The organism is Luteibacter sp. PvP120, assembly GCF_054055715.1.
Genome location: NZ_JBSRXP010000005.1, coordinates 292698 through 314745 on the forward strand (window position 1 = coordinate 292698; position 22048 = coordinate 314745).

A 22048-nucleotide genomic window follows, 5' to 3' on the forward strand; every position below is an offset into this window, starting at 1 on the left:
CGGTCCGCTCAGCGGGCGACCAGCGTCTGCACGGTGGCGACCACGTCGCCCACCGTACGCACGCTCTTGAAATCCTCGGGCTTGATCCGGGTGCCGGTCATGTCCTGCACCTGGATGGCCAGATCGATCGCGTCGATGCTGTCCAGCTCCAGATCGGTGAACAGGTTGGCCTCGGGCGTGACCTTGGCCGGGTCGATCTCGAACGTTTCCTGCAGCACGGCGCGCAGCCGAACCAGGACGTCGTCGTAGGTGAGGGTGTCAGCTGGGATCGCGCTCATAGCTCGGTAAGTCCATTTCATCCCCGGACGGGCGATCCACCGATGGCTTGTGCCAGTCATGGATGCGCATCACCGAGGCGATGAAGGTGATCGGAAGTGTCGTGTCGTCGCCAGCCCTTGGGCGGCATCCCCTTGGCCCCAAAAGCGCCGTGTAGGCAAAGCCTTACAAGAACCCAGGGGCGCCAAAAGCATAACAGATCATAAGGCCAGGTAGGAGCCCACGATGTGGGCGAACCCTCACCTTCGGTCGAGGCGAAAGACGCCATGCGCCCCAAGGTCCAGGCGGTTCCGTGAGCTCAACGAAGCCACCCTGGCGGTCACACGTGTTCTTTCCGGGGTTTCGCCTTTCGCCCTGGTCAGCCTGAGGGCATCGCGGACATCGTCCGCTCCTACCCCAGCCGGCCCCGCGCCGCGCATCCCGGGCCGGCGCTCCCCAACAAAAAAGCCGCCCGGTCGCCCGGGCGGCTCTTCACCACACACATCGCGCCGGACTTACTGCCCGCGCATACGTCCCTGGAACCGCGGCGCACCGTTGCCCATGTGGGGAAGGCGGATCTTGCCGATGGCGCTGATGCGCTCCTCGGCCATGCGGTCCGCGGCTTTGTAGGTCGGGATGTTGTCACGGGCGGAGATCTCGAAGATCCGGCCCACGTTGTAGTAGATCGTCCGCATCATGCGCATGGCGCGCTCGCGGTTGTAGCCGTCGATCTCCAGCGAGACGTTCATCACGCCGCCGGCGTTCACGGCGTAATCCGGGGCGTAGACGATGCCGCGACGGGCCAGTTCGTCGCCGATCGCGTCCGTGGCGAGCTGGTTGTTGGCCGCGCCGCAGATGATCTTCGCCTTGATCCGGTCGATGGTCTGCTCGTTGACCGTGCCGCCCAGGGCGCACGGGCTGTAGACGTCGGCGTCCACGTCGTAGATCTCGTCCAGGCCCACGGCCTCGCAGCCGAGTTCGTCGACGCAGCGCTGCACGGCATCCTTGTTGATGTCGGTGACGAACACCTTGGCGCCCTGCTCGCGCAGCAGCTTGATGAACTCGCTGCCCACGTGACCGCAGCCCTGCACGGCGTAGCTGTACTTGCCCACGTCCTCGTTGCCGTGCTTGGACTGCAGCGCGGCCATCAGGCCCTGCAGCGTGCCGAACGCGGTGAACGGCGAGGGATCGCCCGAGCCACCGTGTACCTGGTGCACGCCGGTGACGTACTCGGTTTCACGGTAGACGTATTCCATGTCGTTGACGTCGATGCCCACGTCCTCGGCGGTGATGTACCGGCCGTTGAGCGAGTTGACGAAACGGCCGAACGCGCGGAACAGCGCCTCGGACTTGTCCTTGGAGGGATCGCCGATGATCACGGCCTTGCCGCCGCCCAGGTTCAGGCCCGCCACCGCGTTCTTGTACGTCATGCCGCGCGACAGGCGCAGCACGTCGTTCACGGCATCCTGCTCGGTCTTGTAGGGCCACATGCGCAGGCCGCCGAGGGAGGGGCCCAGCACGGTGTTGTGGATCGCGATGATGGCCTTCAGGCCGGCGTCCTTGTTGTGGCAGAAGACGACTTCTTCGTGGCCCGTGTTGGCGATGGTTTCGAAAATCATCGAGCGCAAACTCCAGTGGCAAGCGGCGGCGAGGCCGCTTCTAGGTGAATGACCGGCGGCGGGGACCGCCGGTCGATAATGACCGTCCAAAAAAATCGCCCCGGCCTGCAAGGGCGGGGGCGATCTGTCGTGTCAGGCGCCTAGTTTAAACCCTTGCGCCGGTTCGTGTGGTTGCGGCGCAGCAGACGGTCTCAGCGGTGCCAGTAGGGGTCGCGCACCCAGGTCTCGCGTTCGACGCGCCAGCCGCGGCCGTAGGGATGCCAGACCGGCGGGTGGTAGACGTAGCCGGGGCGCTGCGCGGCCCAGCGACCGCCGACCCAGACGTAGCGGCCGCCATACCAGTTCCAGTAACCGGGGGCCCAGACATAGCCCACCCGGGGCGGCGGCATGCGCTCGAAGCGCGGCGGCGGCGGACGGTCAGTCACGGTGACCGTGACGTATTCGCGCGCCACGGCGGGCGCGGTGTAGCTCGCGGCGCCGAAGGTGAGGCCAAGGACGGCCAGGGTGGCGAGCAGGGGCATGGGGCGCTTCATGGACGGTCTCCTTCGCGACGCTCCGCGGTTGCGGATTCGTGTGCCAGAACGTGGGCGTGCCGATGCCGGTTGACCCTTGCCTCTGGCGCGTTCAGGTTCGTGAAATCGCCGCGCTGCGGGAACCTTGTTCCCCGCCCGTGCTCGAATTCCCGCATGCTTCCCTTTTCCTCCATCGACCTGCCGAGTCCATGAAGCCTCCCCGCCGGTTCAGTGCGCGCACCGTCGCGACCCTGCTTGGCATCCGCCTCGCCTATCGGCTGGGCAGCCGGCTCGCGCCCGGTCGCACGGTCGCTCACGCCGCGCGCATCTTCCAGACGCCGCTGACCAGCAGCCGCCAGCGGGCGGTGCATGCCGTGGCGTCGACATCCGCACACCGTGGCACGTTGTCCCTGGATGGAGAGTCCATCGCGACCTACGTCTGGGGCGATCCGGCCACGCAGCCGTACATCCTGCTTGTCCATGGCTGGTCCAGCCTCGGCCTGCGTTGGGAGGCATGGGCGCCCCATCTGCTTGCCCAGGGCTGGGCGGTTGTGGCGTTCGATCAGCCGGCGCACGGCCACAGCGGCGGCGAACTGTGCACCCTGCCGGATTTCGTTCGCACGCTGACCGCCGTGGCCCGGCATTTCGGCGATCCGGAAGGCGTGGTCGCCCATTCCCTCGGTGGCGCAGCCGCGACGCTGGCACTGGAGCGTGGCTGGACGACGAAGCGCGTGGTACTGATCGCGCCCGCGGCCGATCCGGAAGCCGCCACCGCGCGATTCGCCCGTTTCGTGCGGCTGGGCCAGCACCTGCGCCCATCCATGCACGACGCCCTGGCGCGGCGCACGGGCGTCGCCATCGAGGCCCTGCACATCGCGCACCATGGGCCGCAACGCACGCAGCCCCTGCTGGTGGTGCACGACGACGCCGACCGCGATGTGCCGGTCGGCGAGGGAGAACTGTATGCCCGCCTCTGGCCCGGTGCGACGCTGCTGAAGACGCACGGCCTGGGGCACCGCCGCATCGTCGATGACGCAGGCGTCATGACGGCAGCGATACGCTTTCTCGCGGGCGCGGCGCCTTGCTGACCCGCCCATCCAGCCTCTTTTCCAGGAGCGAGCCATGACAACCACCTGCGCGGTGTGTGGATCGGAGCACGACCCGGAAGCACTCGAACTGGGCTATCGCCGCCCGGATGCCGTACTGGAACTCGACGAGGCCACCCGCGCCGCCAGCGTGTTCGAGAACGACGACCTCTGCGTGATCGACGCGCGTCGTTTCTTCGTTCGCTCTACGTTGCCGCTACCGCTGACGGGGCGCAACGACCGGTACCAGATCGGCGTGTGGGTGGAGGTATCCCCGGCCGACTTCGACCGCATCGGCAAGCTGTGGACCGACCCTGCGCAAGCCGTGGAGCCACCGATGTCGGCGACGCTGGCCAACGAGGTACGCCACCATCCGAACAGCCTCGGCCAGGCCTTGCTGCTGCAACTGATGGGACCGACCACGCGGCCGCAGGTGTTCGTGCTCGACCCAACGTTCTCGTTGGGCAGCGAACAGCGCCACGGCATTACTCCCCATCGCGCCAGCGAGTACTCCGCGGGACTCAAGTCGGCCTGAGCGGGGCGGTGCGCGGCCGTATCGCTGCACTGCGTCAGAGGTCCGGAGGGCGCCGGGGCTAGAATCGACCGGTTCCCTCCCCAGACGTCGCGTTCCCCGGAGTTTCCATGAGCTCGCAGCCCAAGCCTATCCCCGCCAGCCATACCGACGCGGAGGGAACGCCGCTGCGTTTCGTCACGGCGGCCAGCCTGTTCGACGGCCACGACGCCGCGATCAACATCATGCGACGGATCATCCAGAGCCAGGGCGCCGAGGTGATCCACCTGGGCCACAACCGCTCGGTGGAAGACGTGGTGCGCGCCGCCTTGCAGGAAGACGCCGATGCCATCGCGCTGTCGTCGTACCAGGGGGGCCACGTGGAGTACTTCAAGTACATGGTCGACATGCTGCGCGAGCGCGGCGCCGGCCATGTGCGCGTGTTCGGCGGTGGCGGGGGCACCATCACGCCGGAGGAGATCCGCGAACTGCAGGCGTATGGCGTGGAGCGCATCTACCACCCCAACGACGGCATGAAGCTCGGCCTCACCGAGATGATCGAGGACGTGATGACGCGCACGCGCAACGCCACGCGCGAACGCACCGTCACCACGCCGGAAGCTACCTCGGTGGACGACGAGATTTCCATCGGCGCCATGCTGTCCGCCATCGAGGAAGACCAGCTTCCCGAGGCGGAGCTGGCGCGCCAGCGCAAGGCCTGGCAGCTGGCCGGCGGCAAGACGCCGGTGCTCGGCTTGACCGGCACCGGTGGCGCGGGCAAGTCGTCGGTCGTGGACGAGCTGCTGCTGCGTTTCCTGCATGCGTTCCCGGACATGCGCATCGCCGTGCTGGCCGTCGATCCCACGCGTCGCCGCAGCGGCGGTGCGCTGCTGGGCGATCGCATCCGCATGAACTCGCTGCGCAGCCCGCGTGTGTACATGCGCTCGATGGCCACGCGCCGGCAGCACGCCGCCACGTCCATCGTGCTGCACGACTGCATCGATTTCCTGAAATCGCAGGCGTATGACCTGGTGATCGTGGAAACCGCCGGCATCGGCCAGAGCGATTCGGAAATCGTCGACCTGGTCGATTTCCCGGTCTACGTGATGACCAGCGAATACGGCGCGGCCAGCCAGCTCGAGAAGATCGACATGCTGGACTTCGCCGAGCTAGTGGTGCTGAACAAGTACGACAAGCGTGGCGCCGAAGACGCCCTGCGCGACGTGCGCAAGCAGTGGAAGCGTAACCGCACCGCCTTCCAGATGGCCGACGAGAACGTGCCGGTTTACCCCACCATCGCCAGCCAGTTCAACGACCCGGGCGTCACCTGGATGTTCGACAATCTGTGCCGGCTGCTGCGCGAGAAGCTGGCGCTGCCCGGCGCGACATGGACGCCGGTGGTGGATACCACGCTGCGCGAGCCGCGCGCCACGGTATTGATTCCCGGCAACCGCGTGCGCTATCTCGCGGAAATCGCCGAGCAGGGGCGCGGCGTGAACCACGGCATCGCGAAGCAGGCCGAGGCGGCGAGCAAGGCGCAGCACTACTACGAATCGCTGAAGGACATCGGTGACGACGCGCTGCCGCGGGCGTTCGACCTCTACGACCACGCGGCGCTCACCGTGGAAGGCGACCGCTCGCTGGTCACGCTCCGCCAACGTTATAACGAAGCCGTGCGCGAACTGACCAGCGAGGCCATCCACCTGTTGCGGGAGTGGCCGTCACGCTTCGCCGCGGTCACGGCGGAGTTCAACGAGTACCAGGTGCGCGACAAGGTGATCCGGGTCGAGAACTACCGCGAATCGCTCAGCCACCAGAAGATCCCCAAGGTGTCGCCGCCGAAGACGAAGGATTGGGGCGAGCTGCTGTCGTTCCTGATGCGGGAGAACCTGCCCGGCCATTACCCGTATACCGGCGGTGTCTTCCCGTATCGCCGCGCAGGGGAGGACCCCACCCGCATGTTCGCGGGCGAGGGCACGCCGGAACGCACCAACCGTCGTTTCCATTACCTGTCGCTGGGCGGTGCCGCCGCGCGGCTGTCCACTGCGTTCGATTCGGTCACGCTGTACGGAGAAGACCCGGCGCCGCGGCCGGACATTTACGGCAAGATCGGCAACTCCGGCGTGTCCATCGCCACGCTGGACGACATGAAGAAGCTGTATTCGGGCTTCGACCTCTCGGCGCCATCCACGTCCGTGTCGATGACGATCAACGGCCCCGCGCCGATCATCCTCGCGATGTTCATGAACACTGCGATCGACCAGAACATCGAGAAGTACCTCAACGAGGACGCCTCGCGCTGGGATGCCGCCAACGCGCATATCGCGCGCCTGTACCCCGACGGCAACCGCCCGACGTACCACGGCGACCTGCCGGAGGGTAACGACGGGCTGGGCCTCGGCTTGCTCGGCGTTTCCGGCGAAGAGGTGGTCGATCCGGAAACCTACGCGCGCATCAAGGCCTGGACCCTGGCCAACGTGCGCGGCACGGTGCAGGCGGACATCCTCAAGGAAGACCAGGCCCAGAACACCTGCATCTTCAGCACGGAGTTCGCCCTGCGCATGATGGGCGACATCCAGCAGTATTTCGTCGACCACAAGGTGCGCAATTTCTACTCGGTGTCGATCTCGGGGTATCACATCGCCGAAGCCGGCGCCAACCCGATCAGCCAGCTGGCCTTTACCCTGTCCAATGGCTTCACCATCGTCGAGTACTACCTCGCCCGCGGGATGAAGATCGACGACTTCGCACCCAACCTGTCGTTCTTCTTTTCCAACGGCATGGACCCGGAATACACGGTGATCGGCCGCGTGGCGCGGCGCATCTGGGCGCGCGCGATGCGCGAGCGGTACGGCGCCACCGCGCGCAGCCAGATGCTCAAGTACCACATCCAGACCTCCGGCCGCTCGCTGCATGCGCAGGAGATCCAGTTCAACGATATCCGCACCACGCTGCAGGCGCTGTACGCGCTGTTCGATAACTGCAACAGCCTGCACACCAATGCGTATGACGAGGCGATCACCACGCCCACCGAGGAAAGCGTGCGACGCGCCGTGGCGATCCAGCTCATCATCAATCGCGAGCTTGGCCTCAATTTCAACGAAAACCCGTGGCAGGGCAGCTACGTGGTCGACGAACTGACCGACCTGGTGGAAGAAGCGGTGTACAAGGAGTTCGAAGCGATCAGCGAGCGCGGCGGCGTGCTGGGCGCCATGGACACCATGTACCAGCGCGGCAAGATCCAGGAAGAGTCGATGTACTACGAGCACCGCAAGCACGACGGCACGCTGCCGCTGATCGGCGTCAACACCTTCCTGCCCAAGGACCATGGCGGCGAGATCGCCACCGAGATCGAGCTGATCCGCTCCACGGAAGAAGAAAAGGGCCAGCAGATCGACAACGTGCTGCTCTACGGCAAGGCGCGCAACGACCTGGCCCCGGAGAGCCTGGTGACGTTGCAGAAGACGGCGCGCGACCGGCGTAACGTGTTCGAGCAGCTGATGGACGCGGTGAAGAACAACTCCCTCGGCCAGATCAGCCACGCGCTGTACGACGTGGGTGGCGAGTACCGCCGAAACATGTAATCGGCGCGGCGGCCAGGCGCCGCGGCAGTGCCCGATGTGGACCCGGCAAGGCTTGGTCCCATCGGGTCGATGCGGCTAAGCTGGGGCGATACTTTCAGGGAAGTCCTGCATGCAACGGATGGCCATCGCTTTGGGTTTTACGATTTTCGCGATAGTGGCGCCGGGAACGCGGGCCGCCCAGGTCGCGCAAGCCACGCAGGCCACCGAGGTGACTCCGCATAGCGACGGCTTCACGCTGGTTGCCACGGCATCCGCCGAAACCCGCCACATCAACGTCTACACGCCCCCGGGCTACGGCTCCTCTAAAGACCGCTATCCCGTCCTCTACATGCCCGACGGCGGGTTGCAGGAGGATTTTCCACATGTAGCCGCCACCCTCGACGAAGGCATCCGGGCAGGGGAGATCCGGCCGGTGATCCTGGTGGGCATCGAAAACACCGAACGGCGCCGCGACATGACCGGGCCCACTACGGTGGCTGAGGACAAGAAGATCGCCCCACACGTGGGCGGCTCGGCCTTATTCCGAGCCTTCATCGCCCGGCAGCTGGTGCCGGAGATTGCCCGGCGTTACCGCGTGGATGGGCACCGCGGCATCATCGGCGAATCGCTAGCGGGGCTGTTTTCCGTGGAAAGCCTGCTGCGCGAGCCCGCGCTGTTCGACACCGTGATCGCGATCAGCCCCAGTCTCTGGTGGAACGACGCGGCGCTGGTGCGTGACGCACCCGCGCTGATCGCCGCGATGCCCGCCGCCCCGCGGCGTCTGTTCCTCACCTCCGCCGACGAGGACACCATCGGCCCGCACGTCGCTCAGCTGGATCGCCTTCTGGCCGCTGCACCGCCCGCTGGCCTCACTTGGACGTACGTGCCCCGCCCGGACCAGCAGCACGACACCATTTATCGAGCCTCCGAGCACTACGCACTACGCTGGGCGTATCCCCCGCTGAAGCCTGCGGCCGTCGTGCCTGGCCGATGAAGGAAAGCGTGAAGCGTGAGATGCCGCGGTAATGGTGGAATACCGGCATCCTTCCATGGTAACTCGTGTAGTTGCCACCGCTGGATTCACCCTGCAACCTTGAACCATCGCCCCCATCCGTAGTCCCATGGGGACGGATTTTGTCGTGGGAGCGGTACATTGAGCAGTCAGTCGTCGGGTTCGAAGTGGATCGCCGGGGTGTTGATCCTTGCCATCGTTGCGGTGGCCGGTGTGTTCTTCTGGCGCGAAAAACAGGCGCGCGACGCCGCCACGCCCGCTCCCACGGCTGCGTCGTCGGTTGCTGGCGCGACGTCCACGGCGTTGAACGAACCCGCGCTTCCCCAGCACCCCATCGGCCCCGCCACGGGTTCCACGGCCGCGCTGCCCAGCCTGGACCAGAGTGACGATGCGGTGCTGTCGGGCCTGCTGGCCCTGACCAGCGACGATGCACTGAAGTCGCTGCTCAAGTCCGATGCCATCGTCTCGCGCATGGTCTCGACGATCGACGCGCTGCCGAAACGCACCGTGGGCACGAACGTGTTGCCGCTGCATACGCCGGCCGGCCGCTTCCAGGTGGTGTCGGACGATGGAAGCTTCGTCGCGTCGAAGAAAAATGCGGAGCGCTACGCGACCTACATGTATGTCGCCGACCGCATCAGCCCCAAGGCCGCGGCTGCCTGGTACAAGCACAACTACCCGCTGTTCCAGCAGGCCTATCGCGACCTGGGTACCGGCGGCTATTTCAACGACCGGCTGGTGCAGGTGATCGACGACCTGCTGGCCGCGCCGGAGCCGCAGGGTAACCTGCAGCTGCTGCCGGAGAAAGAGGGTTACCTCTACGCCAACCCGGCCATCGAGCAGCTCTCGGCCGGGCAGCGCTTCATGATCCGTGTCGGTCCGATCAATGAGGCGAAGCTGAAAGCGAAGCTTCGCGGGTTGCGGCAGGAAGTGGTCAAGCCGGACGCGGCCTCGTCCGGGTCCGAGGCGCCTACGGCTTCCTCTGCGAAGGATCCCGCACCGGCACGTTGATGTTGCACAGGTCGATCTTCCCCGCTGGTCGCGTGTAGAAATCGTCCTTGCGATTGCGCTTGGCCTCGATCAGCGCGGCGAAAGGGGTGCTGTCCGTCCGCAGCACCTGTATAGACGTGCGCTCCGCTTCGGGCACGTCGGCGGCCACGCGCACGCTCTTGATCGACACGCGCTGCGCGGGCTTGTCGTAGACGCCCATGGGTTCGCCGCCACGCGGATAGATCGTCTCCTGCCGTGCCTTAGCGACACGCTGGGCAATCTGACGATCGGCCATGCACTGCTCCAAACACACCGAGGTCTCGAAACAAAATACCGGTAAGGAGACCCGCGGTGCGTACAAGCAAACCTGCCCAATAGTTAGATTGTCGCGACTTCAAACAGGCCGACGGCGGCAGGCAGGTCGTTAACCTATGTGATCAGCCCTGCACTATGCGGCGCTGCAAAACCGCCCACGGCGAGCATTGATTCTGCAAATAGCAAACGAGGGCATTCGCGCAAAGTCAGCTCTCTCCGCTTAATTTGACGGTCAAGTTGATCTTGGCATTGAATCCTATGCCATAAGAAGAGAGATTTTTTCCATCTTCGAGCACTATTTTCCCGCCCGGTAACGACAGGCGCTGTTGATCCGTCGGTATGCCTTCCTTATCAGCGATTTTGGATTTGACTTCGTCGACGGTCGTGTCTGATTCTACTTCCAAAGCGATTTGTTTTCCGATCAGCGTGTTTATGAAGATCTGCATGACATTCCCTTTTTCCTATCCGATCAAAGCCGCGGACGGTCGGCTGCTAGAGGACACGAAAACCACCATGGCAACATGGCCGAAAGCAGCCCAAATCTAGTCGCACGCCGATTAATCGCCTCAAAATCACCCAGGTGGCGCGGCAGGAGATTTCCAAAGGCTTGATTCGACTTGCGTTAGTCCTTGGGTTTCGCCAGGTCGAGCCGGGAGAAGGTCTTCATAAGGTAGTCGCCGCCGGCTTCGATGGTATCGGTCACGGCTTGCCTGACGGATTCCGCGACGGCACACCGATGTTGCAGAGGTCGATCTTCCCGGCCGGACGGGTGTAGAAAGCGTCCTTGCGGTTGCGCTTGGCCTCGATCAGCGCGGCGAACGTCGTGCTGTCGGTCCGCAGGACCTGGATTGAAGTGCGCTCCGCCACTGGTACATCGGCAGCAAGGCGTACTTGCTTGATCGTGACCCGCTGTTCGGGCTTGTCGTAGAAGCCCATCGGCTCGCCGCCGCGTGGGTACGCGGCGAGCAGGTCCATGCCCTCGATGACCTTGCCGGCCACCGCGAGATTGCGGTCCAGGTTGCGCGGGGCCTGGCCGATGATGGCGTAGAGCGAGCTGCCGTTGCCGGTGTCCGCGCCGACGTCGCGGGCCACGCCCACGGTGCCGTAGCAGTGGGCGATCCATGCCTCGCCCTTGTCGCGGGCCACGGGGAAACCGTCGGAGAAACCGACCTCGGGGGCGTACACGTCGCCATCCGGCAACCGGGTGAACGGGTAGGGCTTGCCGCCCTTGCGCGTGAACTCCGGCGGCAGGGTCTCCTTCGCCGTGCCCAGTGATTTCGCTTTCTTCTTGTCGTCGCCATCGGGGTCGCCCCACTGGGTGACGAAATTGTCCTGGACGCGGATCACCTGGGTGCCGTCGAAATAGTGCTCGCGGATCAGCGTGCGGATATTGGCGGCATGCAGCGGCGACCAGTCCGGTGCCAGTTCGATCACCACGCGGCCCTGCGGCAGGTCCATGTAGACCAGGTTCTGCGGGTCCGGCGTGCGCCATTCCGCCGGAGCGGCCTTGGCGAGCAGTTCCTTCGGTGTCGGCGTATGCGCCCCGGCGGGCGCGTCCGCGGCCATGACGGGGACGGGCAGGGCGAAGGCAAGGGCGAGCGCAATACAGTTACGAGCGAGCATGGAAAACCCCTGGAAAAAGTGGCGAACGCCGTGAAAGTAGCAGAGCGCGTCGCCTTCGGGGCAGCACCCACGCCGGCCGCCGCGGCGCATAGGCCGATAGTCATGCCCAACCTTTTGCGAACGGCAGGCATCCTATCCGCAGAATGTCACGACCCTCCGGACCCCTCATGCGCTGTCGCCTCGCCTTGCTCGCCGTGCTCTTCCTCGTCACGGCGGTTGCCAGGGCCGAGGTGGTCATCGATGGCCACATCGACCCCGCCGAGTGGGCGGGCGCGCGGCGCATCGCGGATTTTCGCGACACCCAGCCCATGACCGGCAAGCCCGGCAGCCAGCCGACCGAGGCCTGGGTGATGTCCACGCCGAAAGGGCTGGCCGTGGCCATCCGCGTCACCCAGTCGGCCGACGTGCCCCGCTCGCGGCAACAGACCCGCCGCGACGAGGACGCCATGGTCGATCGGATCAACGTCATGGTGGACTTCGATGCGGATGGACGCGTCGGCTACGACTTCGAGGTGAAGTCCATGGGCGGCGTGGCCGACGAGGTCATCACCAACGAATCCGACTTCAGCTACGACTGGGATGGTCGCTGGGACCACGCGGTCAGCGAGGATGCCGAAGGCTACTCCGTCGAGTTGCTGATTCCCTGGTACATCGCACCCATGCGCAAGGCCGATGGCGAGACGCGCACCATCGGCCTGTACATCGACCGGGTGATCGCCGCCACCGGCGAACGGATGGCGTGGCCGGCGGTCGCCTTCGATCGCGGGCGTTTCCTCTCGCGCTTCGAGCGCGTGGAGGTGCCCGCGTACTCGCAGTCGCTGGTGGCCGTGACACCCTACCTCGTCGGCAAGGTGGATCGCGCGCACGGCGGCACGTCGTTCGAACAGGGCGCGGACATCCTCTGGAAACCGAACGGGCAAACCCAGCTCACCGCCACGATCAACCCGGATTTCGGCCAGGTGGAAAGCGACGACCTGGTGGTGAACTTTTCGCCGCAGGAAACCTTCTTCACCGACAAGCGCCCGTTCTTCACGGAAAGCCAGGGCATCTTCGACTTCAGCCTGCTCGACGACGATTCGCAGTTGCTTTACACCCGGCGCGTGGGCGGCGCCGCGGACGATGGTCACGGTGCCGCCGATATCGCCGCGGCGGTAAAGGTCAACGGCAGCGTCGGCTCGACCAGCTACGGCATCCTCACGGCACAGGAGAAAGGCGACGACGGCCGCACCTTCGGCGCGTTTCGCCTGCTGCAGAACGCCGGCACGCAATCCTTCGGTCTTCTGGCCACGCGGGTGAACCATCCCTACCTGGACCGCGACGCCAACGTGCTGGGATTGGATCACCGCTGGCAGCCTAACGAGAGCTTCACCCTCACCAGCAACGTGGTGGGCAGCAAGATCGACCAGCCGCGTAACGACAGCGCCGGGCTGGGCGCCACAAGTATCGCGTTCTGGGAAATGAACGACGTGTGGAGCCAGCAGTGGCTGGGCATGTACTTCGGCCGGCGGCTGGACATCGACGACTTCGGCTACCTGCCGCGCAACGATATGCGCTACCTGCACTGGGAAGTGCGGCAACGGGAAACCGGCCTGCCGGCCGACTCGGCCTACGCATCGCATGTGTGGCGGTATCGCGTGTCGGCGCAGACCAACACCGAGGGCCTCATCGTGCGCCGTCGCTTCCGTGTCCAGCGGAACAGCCAGCGGCGCGACGGCGGCCAGGAGATGTGGCGGCTGGACGCCCTCACGGCGGCCTACGACGACCTGCTCACGCGCGGCGGCAACAAGCAGCGCACGCCGCCGACGGCCAAGCTCAGCTACGACCGCACGCACCCGCGCGTCGGCCGCTGGGCCTGGGAAGCCGAGGGCTTCATCGGCGGCAATGCGCTCACCGGTTACCACCGCCTGGGCGGCTACTTCAAGTTCACGCCTACCTATTTCATCACCGACGCCTTCAGTGTGTTTGCCGGGGCCAGCTACGAGTGGGACCCGAACTGGCTGATCTGGCAGCACGACAACCTGGTGGGTGCCTATGACGGACGCACAGTGGGTCTGGACGGCGGACTCAACTGGAACCTGGGCAACAAGCAGGAGCTGCGGGTGAAGATGCAGGCCCTGGCGGTGGGCGCGACGCTGCGCCGCCGTCTGGAGATCACGCCCTCGGGCACCGCGGTCGATACCGACCAGCCGATCGACGGCCTGGGCGTGGCCAACCTGGGCTTCCAGATCCGCTACCGCTATGAAATCGCCCCCTTGTCCAACCTCTACGTGGTCTACAACCGCGGCGGCTACACCGACGACGTCGACGATGACGTCCAATCCCAGTTCCGGCGCAGTTTCTCCCTGAAGGACGTGCAGGAGGGCCTGGTCAAGGTGGCCTACCGCATGGAGTTCTGAGCGGTCCTACCGCTTCGTCTTCACATGTGCTGTGGCATGGGTTAGCCATGTCCAAGCCCTCGAAAACACCGCAGCCCAACCCCGTGCCCGGCCGCACCATCGGCGAACACGGTATCGTCGGCAACCTCGACACCACGGCACTGGTCGCCAGCGACGGCACCATCGATTTCATGTGCTGGCCGCACATGGACAGCCCCACCGTGTTCGCCGGGTTGCTCGATCCGGACAAGGGTGGCGAGTTCACGGTGACGCCGGACCTGGTCGATGCGCGCACCATGCAGCTCTACGTACCCGAGACCAACGTGCTCATTACGCGCTGGATGAGCGAGGCGGGCAGCGTCGAACTCACTGATTTCATGCCCCATCCCGAGACACAACCGCGCGTGGCGGCCTGCGTGATGCGCTGTATCCGCGTGCCGCGTGGCAGGGTGCGTATCCGCGTGCGCTGCCGCCCGCGACTGGATTACGCGCGGCGGGTGCCGGCGGTGGAGGAGTATGGCGACAGCGTGGTCTTCCACGATGGGCCGCAGTCCCTGCGCCTGGCGTCCAAGGTGCCGCTGATGATCGAGGAAGGCGAGGGCGCCGCGCACGCCGAGTTCGAGCTAAATCCTGGCGAGGAAGTGTGGTTCACCCTTGGCGACGAGGCGCACGATCCGCCCGACGAAGCGGAATGCCGAGCCGCCTGCGAGGACACCGCCGAGGCCTGGCGCCGCTGGACGCGTCGATCGACCTACCGCGGTCGCTGGCGCGAGCGTGTCGAGCGCTCCGCGCTGGTGCTGAAACTGCTTACGTCGCACACGCACGGCTCGGTGGCGGCCGCCGCGACCTTCGGCCTGCCCGAAGCCACCGGCCACGGTCGCAACTGGGATTATCGCGCCACCTGGATACGCGACGCCTCGTTCACCGTGTACGCGTTCATGCGCCTGGGCTACATCGACGAAGCGGAGCACTTCCGTCGCTGGACGGAAGCCCGGCTGATGGACCTGGACGAGGACACCGCGCTGCGCATCATGTATGCCATCGACGGCACCGAAGCAGCGGAGGAAGACACGCTGGACCACCTGGCCGGCTACGCCGGGTCACGCCCCGTGCGTATCGGCAACGGCGCGCGTACGCAGACCCAGCTGGATATCTTCGGCGAGTTGATGGACAGCCTGTACCTGGCCAACAAGTACGGCCGCGCGATCAGCCACACCGGCTGGCTGCACGTGGTGCGCATGGTCGATCACGTCAGTCGCCATTGGCAGGACCCCGACGAAGGCATCTGGGAGATTCGCGGCGGCCAGCAGCATTTCCTGCACTCCCGGCTGATGTGCTGGGTGGCCCTGGACCGCGCCGTCCGGCTGGCGGGCAAGCGCTCGCTGCCGGGTCCCGTGGTGGAGTGGGCCGCCGTGCGCGACCGCATCGCCGACGACATCTGGACGAACTTCCGTCACCCCGAGCACGGTTACTTCGTGCAGACGCGAGGTGGCACCGATCTGGATGCGGCGCTGCTGATGATGCCGCTGGTGCGCTTCGTCTCCGCTACCGATCCGGTCTGGCTGGCCACGCTGGATGCGATCCACGAGCAACTGGCCGACGACGGGATGATGTTCCGTTATCGCAACGAGGACGGCCTGGAAGGCGGGGAGGGTGCCTTTACCACGTGCACGTTCTGGTACGTGGAATGCCTGGCGCGCGCCGGTCGCCTGACCGAGGCGCGCGAGATCATGGCGCGCGGCGTGCTTTACGCGAACCACCTCGGCCTGTTCTCCGAGGAACTGAGCCTGCGAGCCGAACTGCTGGGCAACTTCCCGCAGGCGCTGACGCATCTGGCTTTCATCAGTGCCGCGTTCTATCTGGATCGTCAGTTGAGCGATCCCGACGGGCAGGTCTGGCAGCCCTAGACCAGATGCAGGTCGGTGGGCTTTGCCTCGGGAAACACCCGGTTGATGTCCTCCTGGGATAACCCGTACATGCGCTGCATCAGGCCACCGAGCAGGTCGCGGTAGTTGTTGAGCACCGGGTAGTCGCGGTTCTGTAGCAGGTTCTTCGCATCCACCGCGACCTGCTGCCCGGCGATGCGACCGCCGTTCACCTTGCCGCCCATCACCCAGTACGTGGTGCCGTGGCCGTGGTCGGTACCCTTGTTGCCGTTCTCGCGGAAGGTACGGCCGAATTCGGACACGACCACCACGACGGTGTTGTTCCATTCCGCCTCGCCCAGGCCATCGGCGAACGCCGCCAGGCCCTGGCCGAGGTTGTCGAGGTTGCCAGCCAACTGGCCATCGGCACCGCCCTGGTTGACGTGCGTGTCCCAGCCGCCCACGTCGACGAAGCCCAGGCGGAAGCGATCGCGCATCAGGGTGGCCATGCGCTGGCCCTGCTGGGCGAAGCCGCGCGCGTTCACCGCACCGCGGCTGGCGGCGACCATCTCGGTCTGCAGGTCCTTCGCGACCTGCTGGCGCAGTTGCAGGCCGTCGGTGGCCGCCGCCTGCAGTGTCGTGCCCTGGTACATATCGGCAAGGATCTTCGACTGACGGTCGTCGAACACGGCCTTGTCGCCGCCTTTCAGCGAGATGTTGGGCACGTCGCCCGTGCCGCGGAACGTCAGCGGCAGCGCATCGGTGAAGGCGATCGGCGGCACGCCGCGCAATACCGACGACAGACGGCCCATGAAGCCCGAGCCGTAGTCGCGACTGTTACCCGAGGCACCGGCCTCGATGTTGTCCTGGGTCTCGAAATGGCTGCGCGAGAGGTCGTCGGTACCGGCAAAGGGGACGAAGGCCAGCTGCCGTTTGTCCCACAGCGGGCCCATGCTGGCCGCGACTGCCGGCGCCAGGCCCCAGTTCGCGTCCAGGGCGCGCACGGACTTAGGATCGCCGGGCGTGGGTCGGGCCAGCGCGATGTTTTTGCGCGATTCGTAGTAGAAATCGCTGGAATAAGGCACCAGCAGGTTGTTGGCGTCGTAGCCGCCACGCAGGAACACCAACAGGAAACGCGGCGAGCCGGCGGGTGCGGCGAATACCTGTCCGCCCAGGGTCAGGGCGGGCACGGTGGCGGCGAGGGCGAGCAGGAACTGGCGGCGATCCATGGGAAGCCTCAGTGGTAATTGAAGTCGGGGGAGGACAGCAGGAAGGTGTTCCATTCCTGCTGCGACGTGGCCTGGGCCAGCGCGTCGCGCGTCTTCGGGCTCAGCCACGGTTCGATGGTGGCGTAGTAAGTGGGTGTGGTCAGTTGCGGAAAACCGCCGCCCTGCACCTTGCCGCTGTCGTCCACATCGAACAGGTGGTTGGCGCCGCTGCCTATGGAGCGAGCTATCTCGAAGCGCTTGGCTACCTGGCCGGAACTGGACCACTCGGTGTCGGCGGTGGGCCAGCCATCGGGCGTGATACGGCCGAACGGCGCCTGGCCGAGCTGGTTGATCCAGTTCACCAGCGGGCGGGGATTGCTCACGGGTTTGCCGTCGTAGGCCAGCCGCATGGTCGACACCAGGAACTGGGTCGGGTCCTTGTAGCGCTTGCCCAGCGAGGCGGTGAACTCCTTCGACTCCAGCATCGTCTGCATCACCGCCGCGATGTCGCCGTCGGTACGGTGGAATGTCCTGGCCATGGCTGCGACCAGCGACGGCGGCGGGTTGTCTGAGACGAAGTACTTGGCCAGCTTGGTGGACACGAACGTCGCGCATGCCGGCTGGCTGACGATCAGGTCGACCGCTTTCTCGACCTCGTCCATGCCGCCGCCCTTGAGGGTCTGACCCAGGAGGTGTTGGTCGCTGAAATCGTGGCGGTTCGGGTTGAATTCGAACAGGCCGTCCTTGACGTAGTACGCCTGCCAAGCCGGGCGGATCTTCCGCGGCTGCCCGTCGTTGTCGATGCCCACGCCGGTGAGCACGTGGGCCAGGTTCTGCACATCGTCCTGCGTGTAGCCGGAGCCTACGCCCAGCGTATGCAGTTCCATCAGTTCACGCGCGTAGTTCTCGTTGATTTTGTCGCGCGCGTTCTGCGCGTTGTCCAGGTATTCCAGCATGGCCGGGCTGCGCAGCGTGGCCATGATCAGGTCGCGGAACTTGCCCAGCGCATGCGGGCGGATGGTGTCTTCTTCGTAACTGGCCACCAGCCAGCGCACGCGGTCCTTGGCCTGGAACACGCTGAAGTGGTTCAGCCAGAACCAGACCATCTGTTCGCGTAGCTGGTTCTCGTCGTACACCGCGCGCAGCAGTTCGATCGCCTGCGCCTGCTCGGCGTACTGGCTGCCTTCCTTCTGCACGGCCTTTTTCGCTTCCGTTTTGGCATCGCCGTCGGGCATCGCCTTGATGTACTGGTAGCGTTGGCGAAGCTGCGCCATGCGCAGGGGCAGCGGCGCCTTCATCACGTCGTAGGCGGCGATCTGCGCGCGTACCGCCTCAGGCAGGCCCTGGGTCGTGGGGTGCAGCTGTTCGTCGAGGAAGCGTCGCCTCCCCAGTTCGCGGTAGCGCGCCACGGTGGCCGAATCCACGCCGAAGGTGACGCGATTCAGCCACGCTACGTCGTCTTTGGATAGCGGCGCATCGCGCGCGGCGGCGGGCAGGGCAGTCAGGGCCAGCAGGGTAGCGATAGCGAGCGATCGCATGGAACCTCCGTTCTCGGTGCGTGCAACACCTTAGAACGGCGACCCTTTCAAGGGGTTTACGCATGAATGCCGCAAGAAAATGCAGCATTCATGGGTCGGTTCAGATTTCGCTTTCGTCCGGATCGACGAATTCGATCGCGGCCTCGCGCGTTCCGGCGGTCTCTTCGGCCACGCTTCGCACTTCTTCGCCGACCTTGTCGTTCGGCACCTCGACCTCGAGTACGTACGTACGCGACGAGACATCGTCGGACAACTCGCTGGAGCTCGAATCGTCGCGGACGCCCATCATCAGGTCGTCGATTTCCTCGACCCGCTCGACCCGGTCGATGCCATGGATGGCGTTCATCACGTCGTCGAAGATGTCGCGGTCGCCGGTGATACGGAGCTGGATAAGGGGCATGGGCTGGTCCTCGGAACAAAGAGCCCCGATGCTGCGGCGATCGATGTATGCCCCGGGTGTACGGCCCGCTACCATGGCGGTTTTCCGGTGGCGTGCGGCGCATGAGCAAGACCTACGACCAGGCCTATTTCGACAAGTGGTATCGCAGCGCGGAGCACGCCGTGCGTTCCCCGGCCGAGCTGACCCGCAAGGTATCGATGGTGCTGGGCCAGGCGGAGTTCTATCTCGGCCGGCCGGTGCGCAACGTGCTGGACGTGGGCTGCGGCGAGGCGCCCTGGCGGGCCGTGCTGCGCCGGTTGCGTCCGGGCATCGCCTACCGCGGCCTGGAAGCCAGCGAATACGCCGTGGCGCGCTACGGCCGCTCCCGGCAGATCGGCCTGGCTCGTTTCGGTCAGCTGGCCGAGCTGCGCTTCGACACCCGCTTCGACCTGATCGTGTGCACCGACGTACTGCACTACCTCAAGCCCGCCGAGATCCGCGCGGGACTTGTCGGCATCGGCGAAATGACCGAAGGCCTGGCCTTCCTCGAGGTGTACACGCGGGAAGACGATCCCGGCGGCGATCGCGTGGGCTTCCACGGCCGGCCGGCCCGGTTCTATCGCGAGGCGTTCAACGCCGTGGGGCTGATCCCGGTGGGCTCGCAGTGCTACGCCAGCCCGCGGCTGGCGCGCCACGTGGCCGCGCTGGAGACCTGCTAACCCGCTGCGGTAGCCGAGAACCAGGCCATCACGGCCAGGCCGTTGTTGGCCGCGTGGGCCACATAGGCGGGCCAGATCGAGCCGCTGCGCACGCGCAGCCACCCGCAGAACACGCCCACCAGGATCAGGTTGGGCACGGCATACCAGAGCCAGCCCAGGTCGGGCAGGTGCACGGCGCCGAAGATCACGCTCGATATCGCGATGGCCCAGCCGTCGCCCAGGCGCACACGCAGGCGGGCCAGCAGCGCGCCACGGAACAGCACCTCTTCGACCAGCGGCCCGACCAGGACGGCGACAGGCACCAGGGCCATGCGCATGCCCAGGTGCGCTTTATCGGCGATCTCGGTGACGGTCTGCGAGACCGCGCGATCGCCCGCCAGCCACTGAGTGAGCAACCCGCCGAGGATGGCCGCGGCGATGCCCAGCCCGGCGCCGATGGCAATGAACTTGCCGTCTGGCTCGCGGAAACCGAGGCCGAGGGCGTCGCCGGACCGCGCCAGTGGACCCCAGCGGCGCAGCACGACGTGCACGATCAGCCAGGTGGACAGCGCCACGGTCGCCATCACCACCAGGATGATGCGGTCCGGCGCATCCGGCATGGCGTCCGGAAACCAGCGGGCGAGCAGGTCGGTGCTGAGCTTGAACCCCACGCCGAAGCCCACTTGCAGGGCGAAGTAGGCCAGGATCGTGATAATGGCCTCCACCAGCCCGGGCGCGCGGACAGGGGCGGCGACCGGAACGGGCGGAGGTGTGGCGAGGGGCAGGTCGTGAGGCATGCGGCACCCTAGCGGAGGCCCCGCGGCAAATGCAACGACGCGCGTGGCGTCGACCGTCACGTGGCACCTGTATAGTATTTCGTCCCTTCAGGAGGAAACCGGGCGCTTCGCCGCGCCGACCCATGTTCGCATTCGACTGGCTTGCCGACCCTTCGGCCTGGGCGGGTCTTCTCACGTTGATCGTGCTGGAGATCGTGCTCGGTATCGACAACCTCGTCTTTGTCGCGATCCTCGCCGACAAGCTTCCCGCCCGCCAGCGCGACCACGCGCGGCTGATGGGCCTGGGCCTCGCGCTGGTCATGCGCCTGTGCCTGCTGGCCGCCATGTCCTGGCTGGTGACGCTGACGACCCCCTTGTTCAACTGGAACGGCTTCGGCCTGTCCTGGCGCGACCTGATCCTGGTGATCGGCGGCGGCTTCCTGTTGTTCAAGGCCACGCTGGAACTGCACGAGCGCCTGGAGGCCGACGACGACGACGGCGGCAAGTCCGGTCGCCGCGCCAGCTTCTGGCTGGTGGTGGCGCAGATCGTCATCCTCGACGCGGTGTTCTCGCTGGATTCGGTGATTACCGCCGTGGGCATGGTGGATCACCTGTCGATCATGATGGTCGGCGTCGTGGTGGCCATGGCCCTGATGATCACCGCCAGCAAGCCGCTGACCGCGTTCGTCAACGCGCGTCCGACGGTGGTGATCCTCTGCCTGTCCTTCCTGCTGATGATCGGCTTCAGCCTCATCGCCGAGGGCTTCGGCTTCCACATTCCCAAGGGCTACCTGTACGCGGCCATCGGCTTCTCGATCATGATCGAGGTGTTCAACCAGACGATGCGGCGCAATCGCCACCGCTCGCTGCTGGTCGGCGGCCGCGCCATGCGCGACCGCACCGCCAAGGCCGTGCTGCGCCTGCTCGGCGGCCGCTCCGACGACGAGCCGGACAACGGCAAGAACGACACCGGCGTCGAAGCCGCGGACACGCCAGTGTTCGGCAAGGACGAACTGGAGATGGTGCAGGGCGTGCTCGACCTCTCCCAGCGCCCGGTGCGCTCCATCATGACGCCGCGCACGGAGATCGTCTGGGTGGACCCCGGCGAGGACCTGACCACGCTGCTGACGGAAGCGCGCGAGTCGGCGCACCACTGGATGCTGGTGGCCGAGGGCGACCTCGACCAGCTGGTGGGCGTGGTGTCCTCACGCGACCTGCTGGCCAGCCTGGCCGATCACGGCCGCCTGGAAACCTCGCACTTCGTGCGCAAGCCGATCACGGTGCTGGAATCGCTGAGCGTGCTGCGCCTGATCGACGAGTTCCGCCGCGCGCCGCTGCAGATGGCACTCGTGGTGGACGAATACGGCAGCATCCTCGGCCTGGTCACCCCCGCCGACGTGCTGGAAGTGATCGCCGGCGAATTCCCCGACGAGAGCCGCGAAGGCGACCCCTCGGCGGTCAGCGAGCCCGATGGGGCCTGGTTGCTGGATGCCAGCCTGGACGTGCGTCGCGTCGAGCACCTGCTGGGTCATCGCCTGCCGGGCTCGGCCGAGGGCAACTTCTCCACGCTGGCGGGCTTTGTCCTGTCCCAGCTGGGCCGGCTGCCAGCGGCTGGCGATCGCTTCGATGTCGACGGTTTCGACTTCGAGGTGACCGCCATGGATGGCGCCCGCATCCAGCGCGTGCGCGTGCTGTCGTTGCCGCGGGACGAGGCCTGAGAGGCC

General features: G+C 66.0%; 19 protein-coding genes. 9 read left to right on the forward strand and 10 right to left on the reverse strand.

Translation table 11 applies throughout. The annotated features are described in order from the left end of the window. Positions 1 to 8 precede the first annotated feature (8 nt). The 3 genes from ACVKN3_RS12490 to ACVKN3_RS12500 all read right to left on the reverse strand — a co-directional run bounded on the left by ACVKN3_RS12490 (position 9) and on the right by ACVKN3_RS12500 (position 2407). A complete protein-coding gene (locus tag ACVKN3_RS12490; RefSeq protein ID WP_036143061.1) occupies positions 9 to 278 on the reverse strand; it encodes an acyl carrier protein in 270 nt (89 codons plus the stop codon). A 492-nt stretch (positions 279 to 770) separates the two neighbouring features. Further along, complete coding sequence (locus tag ACVKN3_RS12495) at positions 771 to 1874, reverse strand: Glu/Leu/Phe/Val dehydrogenase dimerization domain-containing protein (protein WP_036143059.1); 1104 nt, start codon at positions 1872 to 1874, stop codon at positions 771 to 773. A gap of 191 nt (positions 1875 to 2065) precedes the next feature. Next, positions 2066 to 2407, reverse strand: coding sequence for a YXWGXW repeat-containing protein (locus tag ACVKN3_RS12500; protein WP_354515333.1), 342 nt, complete (start codon positions 2405 to 2407; stop codon positions 2066 to 2068). A 188-nt stretch (positions 2408 to 2595) separates the two neighbouring features. Here ACVKN3_RS12500 and ACVKN3_RS12505 point away from each other — a divergent pair, with 188 nt between their 5' ends. The 5 genes from ACVKN3_RS12505 to ACVKN3_RS12525 all read left to right on the forward strand — a co-directional run bounded on the left by ACVKN3_RS12505 (position 2596) and on the right by ACVKN3_RS12525 (position 9568). Further along, entirely contained in the window at positions 2596 to 3474 is an 879-nt protein-coding gene (locus tag ACVKN3_RS12505; RefSeq protein WP_354515331.1) for an alpha/beta hydrolase, read from the forward strand. A 34-nt stretch (positions 3475 to 3508) separates the two neighbouring features. Then, a complete protein-coding gene (locus ACVKN3_RS12510; protein WP_354515329.1) occupies positions 3509 to 4006 on the forward strand; it encodes a DUF2199 domain-containing protein in 498 nt (165 codons plus the stop codon). A gap of 107 nt (positions 4007 to 4113) precedes the next feature. Continuing rightward, entirely contained in the window at positions 4114 to 7566 is a 3453-nt protein-coding gene (locus ACVKN3_RS12515; protein ID WP_354515327.1) for a methylmalonyl-CoA mutase family protein, read from the forward strand. A gap of 109 nt (positions 7567 to 7675) precedes the next feature. Continuing rightward, a complete protein-coding gene (locus ACVKN3_RS12520) occupies positions 7676 to 8539 on the forward strand; it encodes an alpha/beta hydrolase (RefSeq protein ID WP_354515325.1) in 864 nt (287 codons plus the stop codon). Between the two features lie 159 nt (positions 8540 to 8698). Continuing rightward, complete coding sequence (locus ACVKN3_RS12525; RefSeq protein ID WP_354515323.1) at positions 8699 to 9568, forward strand: DUF3014 domain-containing protein; 870 nt, start codon at positions 8699 to 8701, stop codon at positions 9566 to 9568. On the opposite strand, the gene ACVKN3_RS12530 is transcribed toward ACVKN3_RS12525, so the two are convergent. The 3 genes from ACVKN3_RS12530 to ACVKN3_RS12540 all read right to left on the reverse strand — a co-directional run bounded on the left by ACVKN3_RS12530 (position 9528) and on the right by ACVKN3_RS12540 (position 11485). Beyond that, positions 9528 to 9842: a hypothetical protein gene (locus ACVKN3_RS12530; RefSeq protein ID WP_345782901.1), complete on the reverse strand. Its 315-nt coding sequence runs from the start codon at positions 9840 to 9842 to the stop codon at positions 9528 to 9530. The genes ACVKN3_RS12525 and ACVKN3_RS12530 overlap by 41 nt on opposite strands. Before the next feature lie 226 nt (positions 9843 to 10068). Further along, a complete protein-coding gene (locus tag ACVKN3_RS12535; protein WP_354515321.1) occupies positions 10069 to 10308 on the reverse strand; it encodes a ubiquitin-like protein in 240 nt (79 codons plus the stop codon). Positions 10309 to 10561: 253 nt separating this feature from the next. Beyond that, positions 10562 to 11485 (reverse strand): peptidylprolyl isomerase, encoded by a 924-nt coding sequence (locus ACVKN3_RS12540; protein ID WP_285405052.1) that lies wholly within the window; start codon positions 11483 to 11485, stop codon positions 10562 to 10564. Between the two features lie 167 nt (positions 11486 to 11652). Here ACVKN3_RS12540 and ACVKN3_RS12545 point away from each other — a divergent pair, with 167 nt between their 5' ends. Beyond that, a complete protein-coding gene (locus tag ACVKN3_RS12545) occupies positions 11653 to 13881 on the forward strand; it encodes a DUF5916 domain-containing protein (protein ID WP_354515319.1) in 2229 nt (742 codons plus the stop codon). Between the two features lie 47 nt (positions 13882 to 13928). Further along, on the forward strand, positions 13929 to 15767 hold the full coding sequence (locus tag ACVKN3_RS12550) for a glycoside hydrolase family 15 protein (protein WP_354515317.1): 1839 nt from the start codon (positions 13929 to 13931) through the stop codon (positions 15765 to 15767). Here ACVKN3_RS12550 and ACVKN3_RS12555 read toward each other — a convergent pair. The 3 genes from ACVKN3_RS12555 to ACVKN3_RS12565 all read right to left on the reverse strand — a co-directional run bounded on the left by ACVKN3_RS12555 (position 15764) and on the right by ACVKN3_RS12565 (position 18871). Beyond that, positions 15764 to 16954, reverse strand: coding sequence for a DUF1501 domain-containing protein (locus ACVKN3_RS12555; RefSeq protein ID WP_285405055.1), 1191 nt, complete (start codon positions 16952 to 16954; stop codon positions 15764 to 15766). The genes ACVKN3_RS12550 and ACVKN3_RS12555 overlap by 4 nt on opposite strands. Positions 16955 to 16962: 8 nt before the next feature. Further along, a complete protein-coding gene (locus tag ACVKN3_RS12560; RefSeq protein WP_354515314.1) occupies positions 16963 to 18471 on the reverse strand; it encodes a DUF1800 domain-containing protein in 1509 nt (502 codons plus the stop codon). Positions 18472 to 18571: 100 nt separating this feature from the next. Continuing rightward, positions 18572 to 18871: a hypothetical protein gene (locus ACVKN3_RS12565; protein WP_285405057.1), complete on the reverse strand. Its 300-nt coding sequence runs from the start codon at positions 18869 to 18871 to the stop codon at positions 18572 to 18574. A gap of 101 nt (positions 18872 to 18972) precedes the next feature. Between ACVKN3_RS12565 and ACVKN3_RS12570 the strand changes: the two genes are divergently transcribed. Next, the gene (locus tag ACVKN3_RS12570; protein WP_285405058.1) at positions 18973 to 19569 is read left to right on the forward strand and encodes a methyltransferase; all 597 of its coding nucleotides are present in this window, start codon (positions 18973 to 18975) and stop codon (positions 19567 to 19569) included. Here ACVKN3_RS12570 and ACVKN3_RS12575 read toward each other — a convergent pair. After that, entirely contained in the window at positions 19566 to 20345 is a 780-nt protein-coding gene (locus ACVKN3_RS12575; protein WP_354515312.1) for a CPBP family intramembrane glutamic endopeptidase, read from the reverse strand. The genes ACVKN3_RS12570 and ACVKN3_RS12575 overlap by 4 nt on opposite strands. A gap of 122 nt (positions 20346 to 20467) precedes the next feature. On the opposite strand from ACVKN3_RS12575, the gene ACVKN3_RS12580 reads away from it, so the two are divergent. Continuing rightward, complete coding sequence (locus ACVKN3_RS12580) at positions 20468 to 22042, forward strand: hemolysin family protein (protein WP_285405060.1); 1575 nt, start codon at positions 20468 to 20470, stop codon at positions 22040 to 22042. Positions 22043 to 22048: the final 6 nt, after the last annotated feature.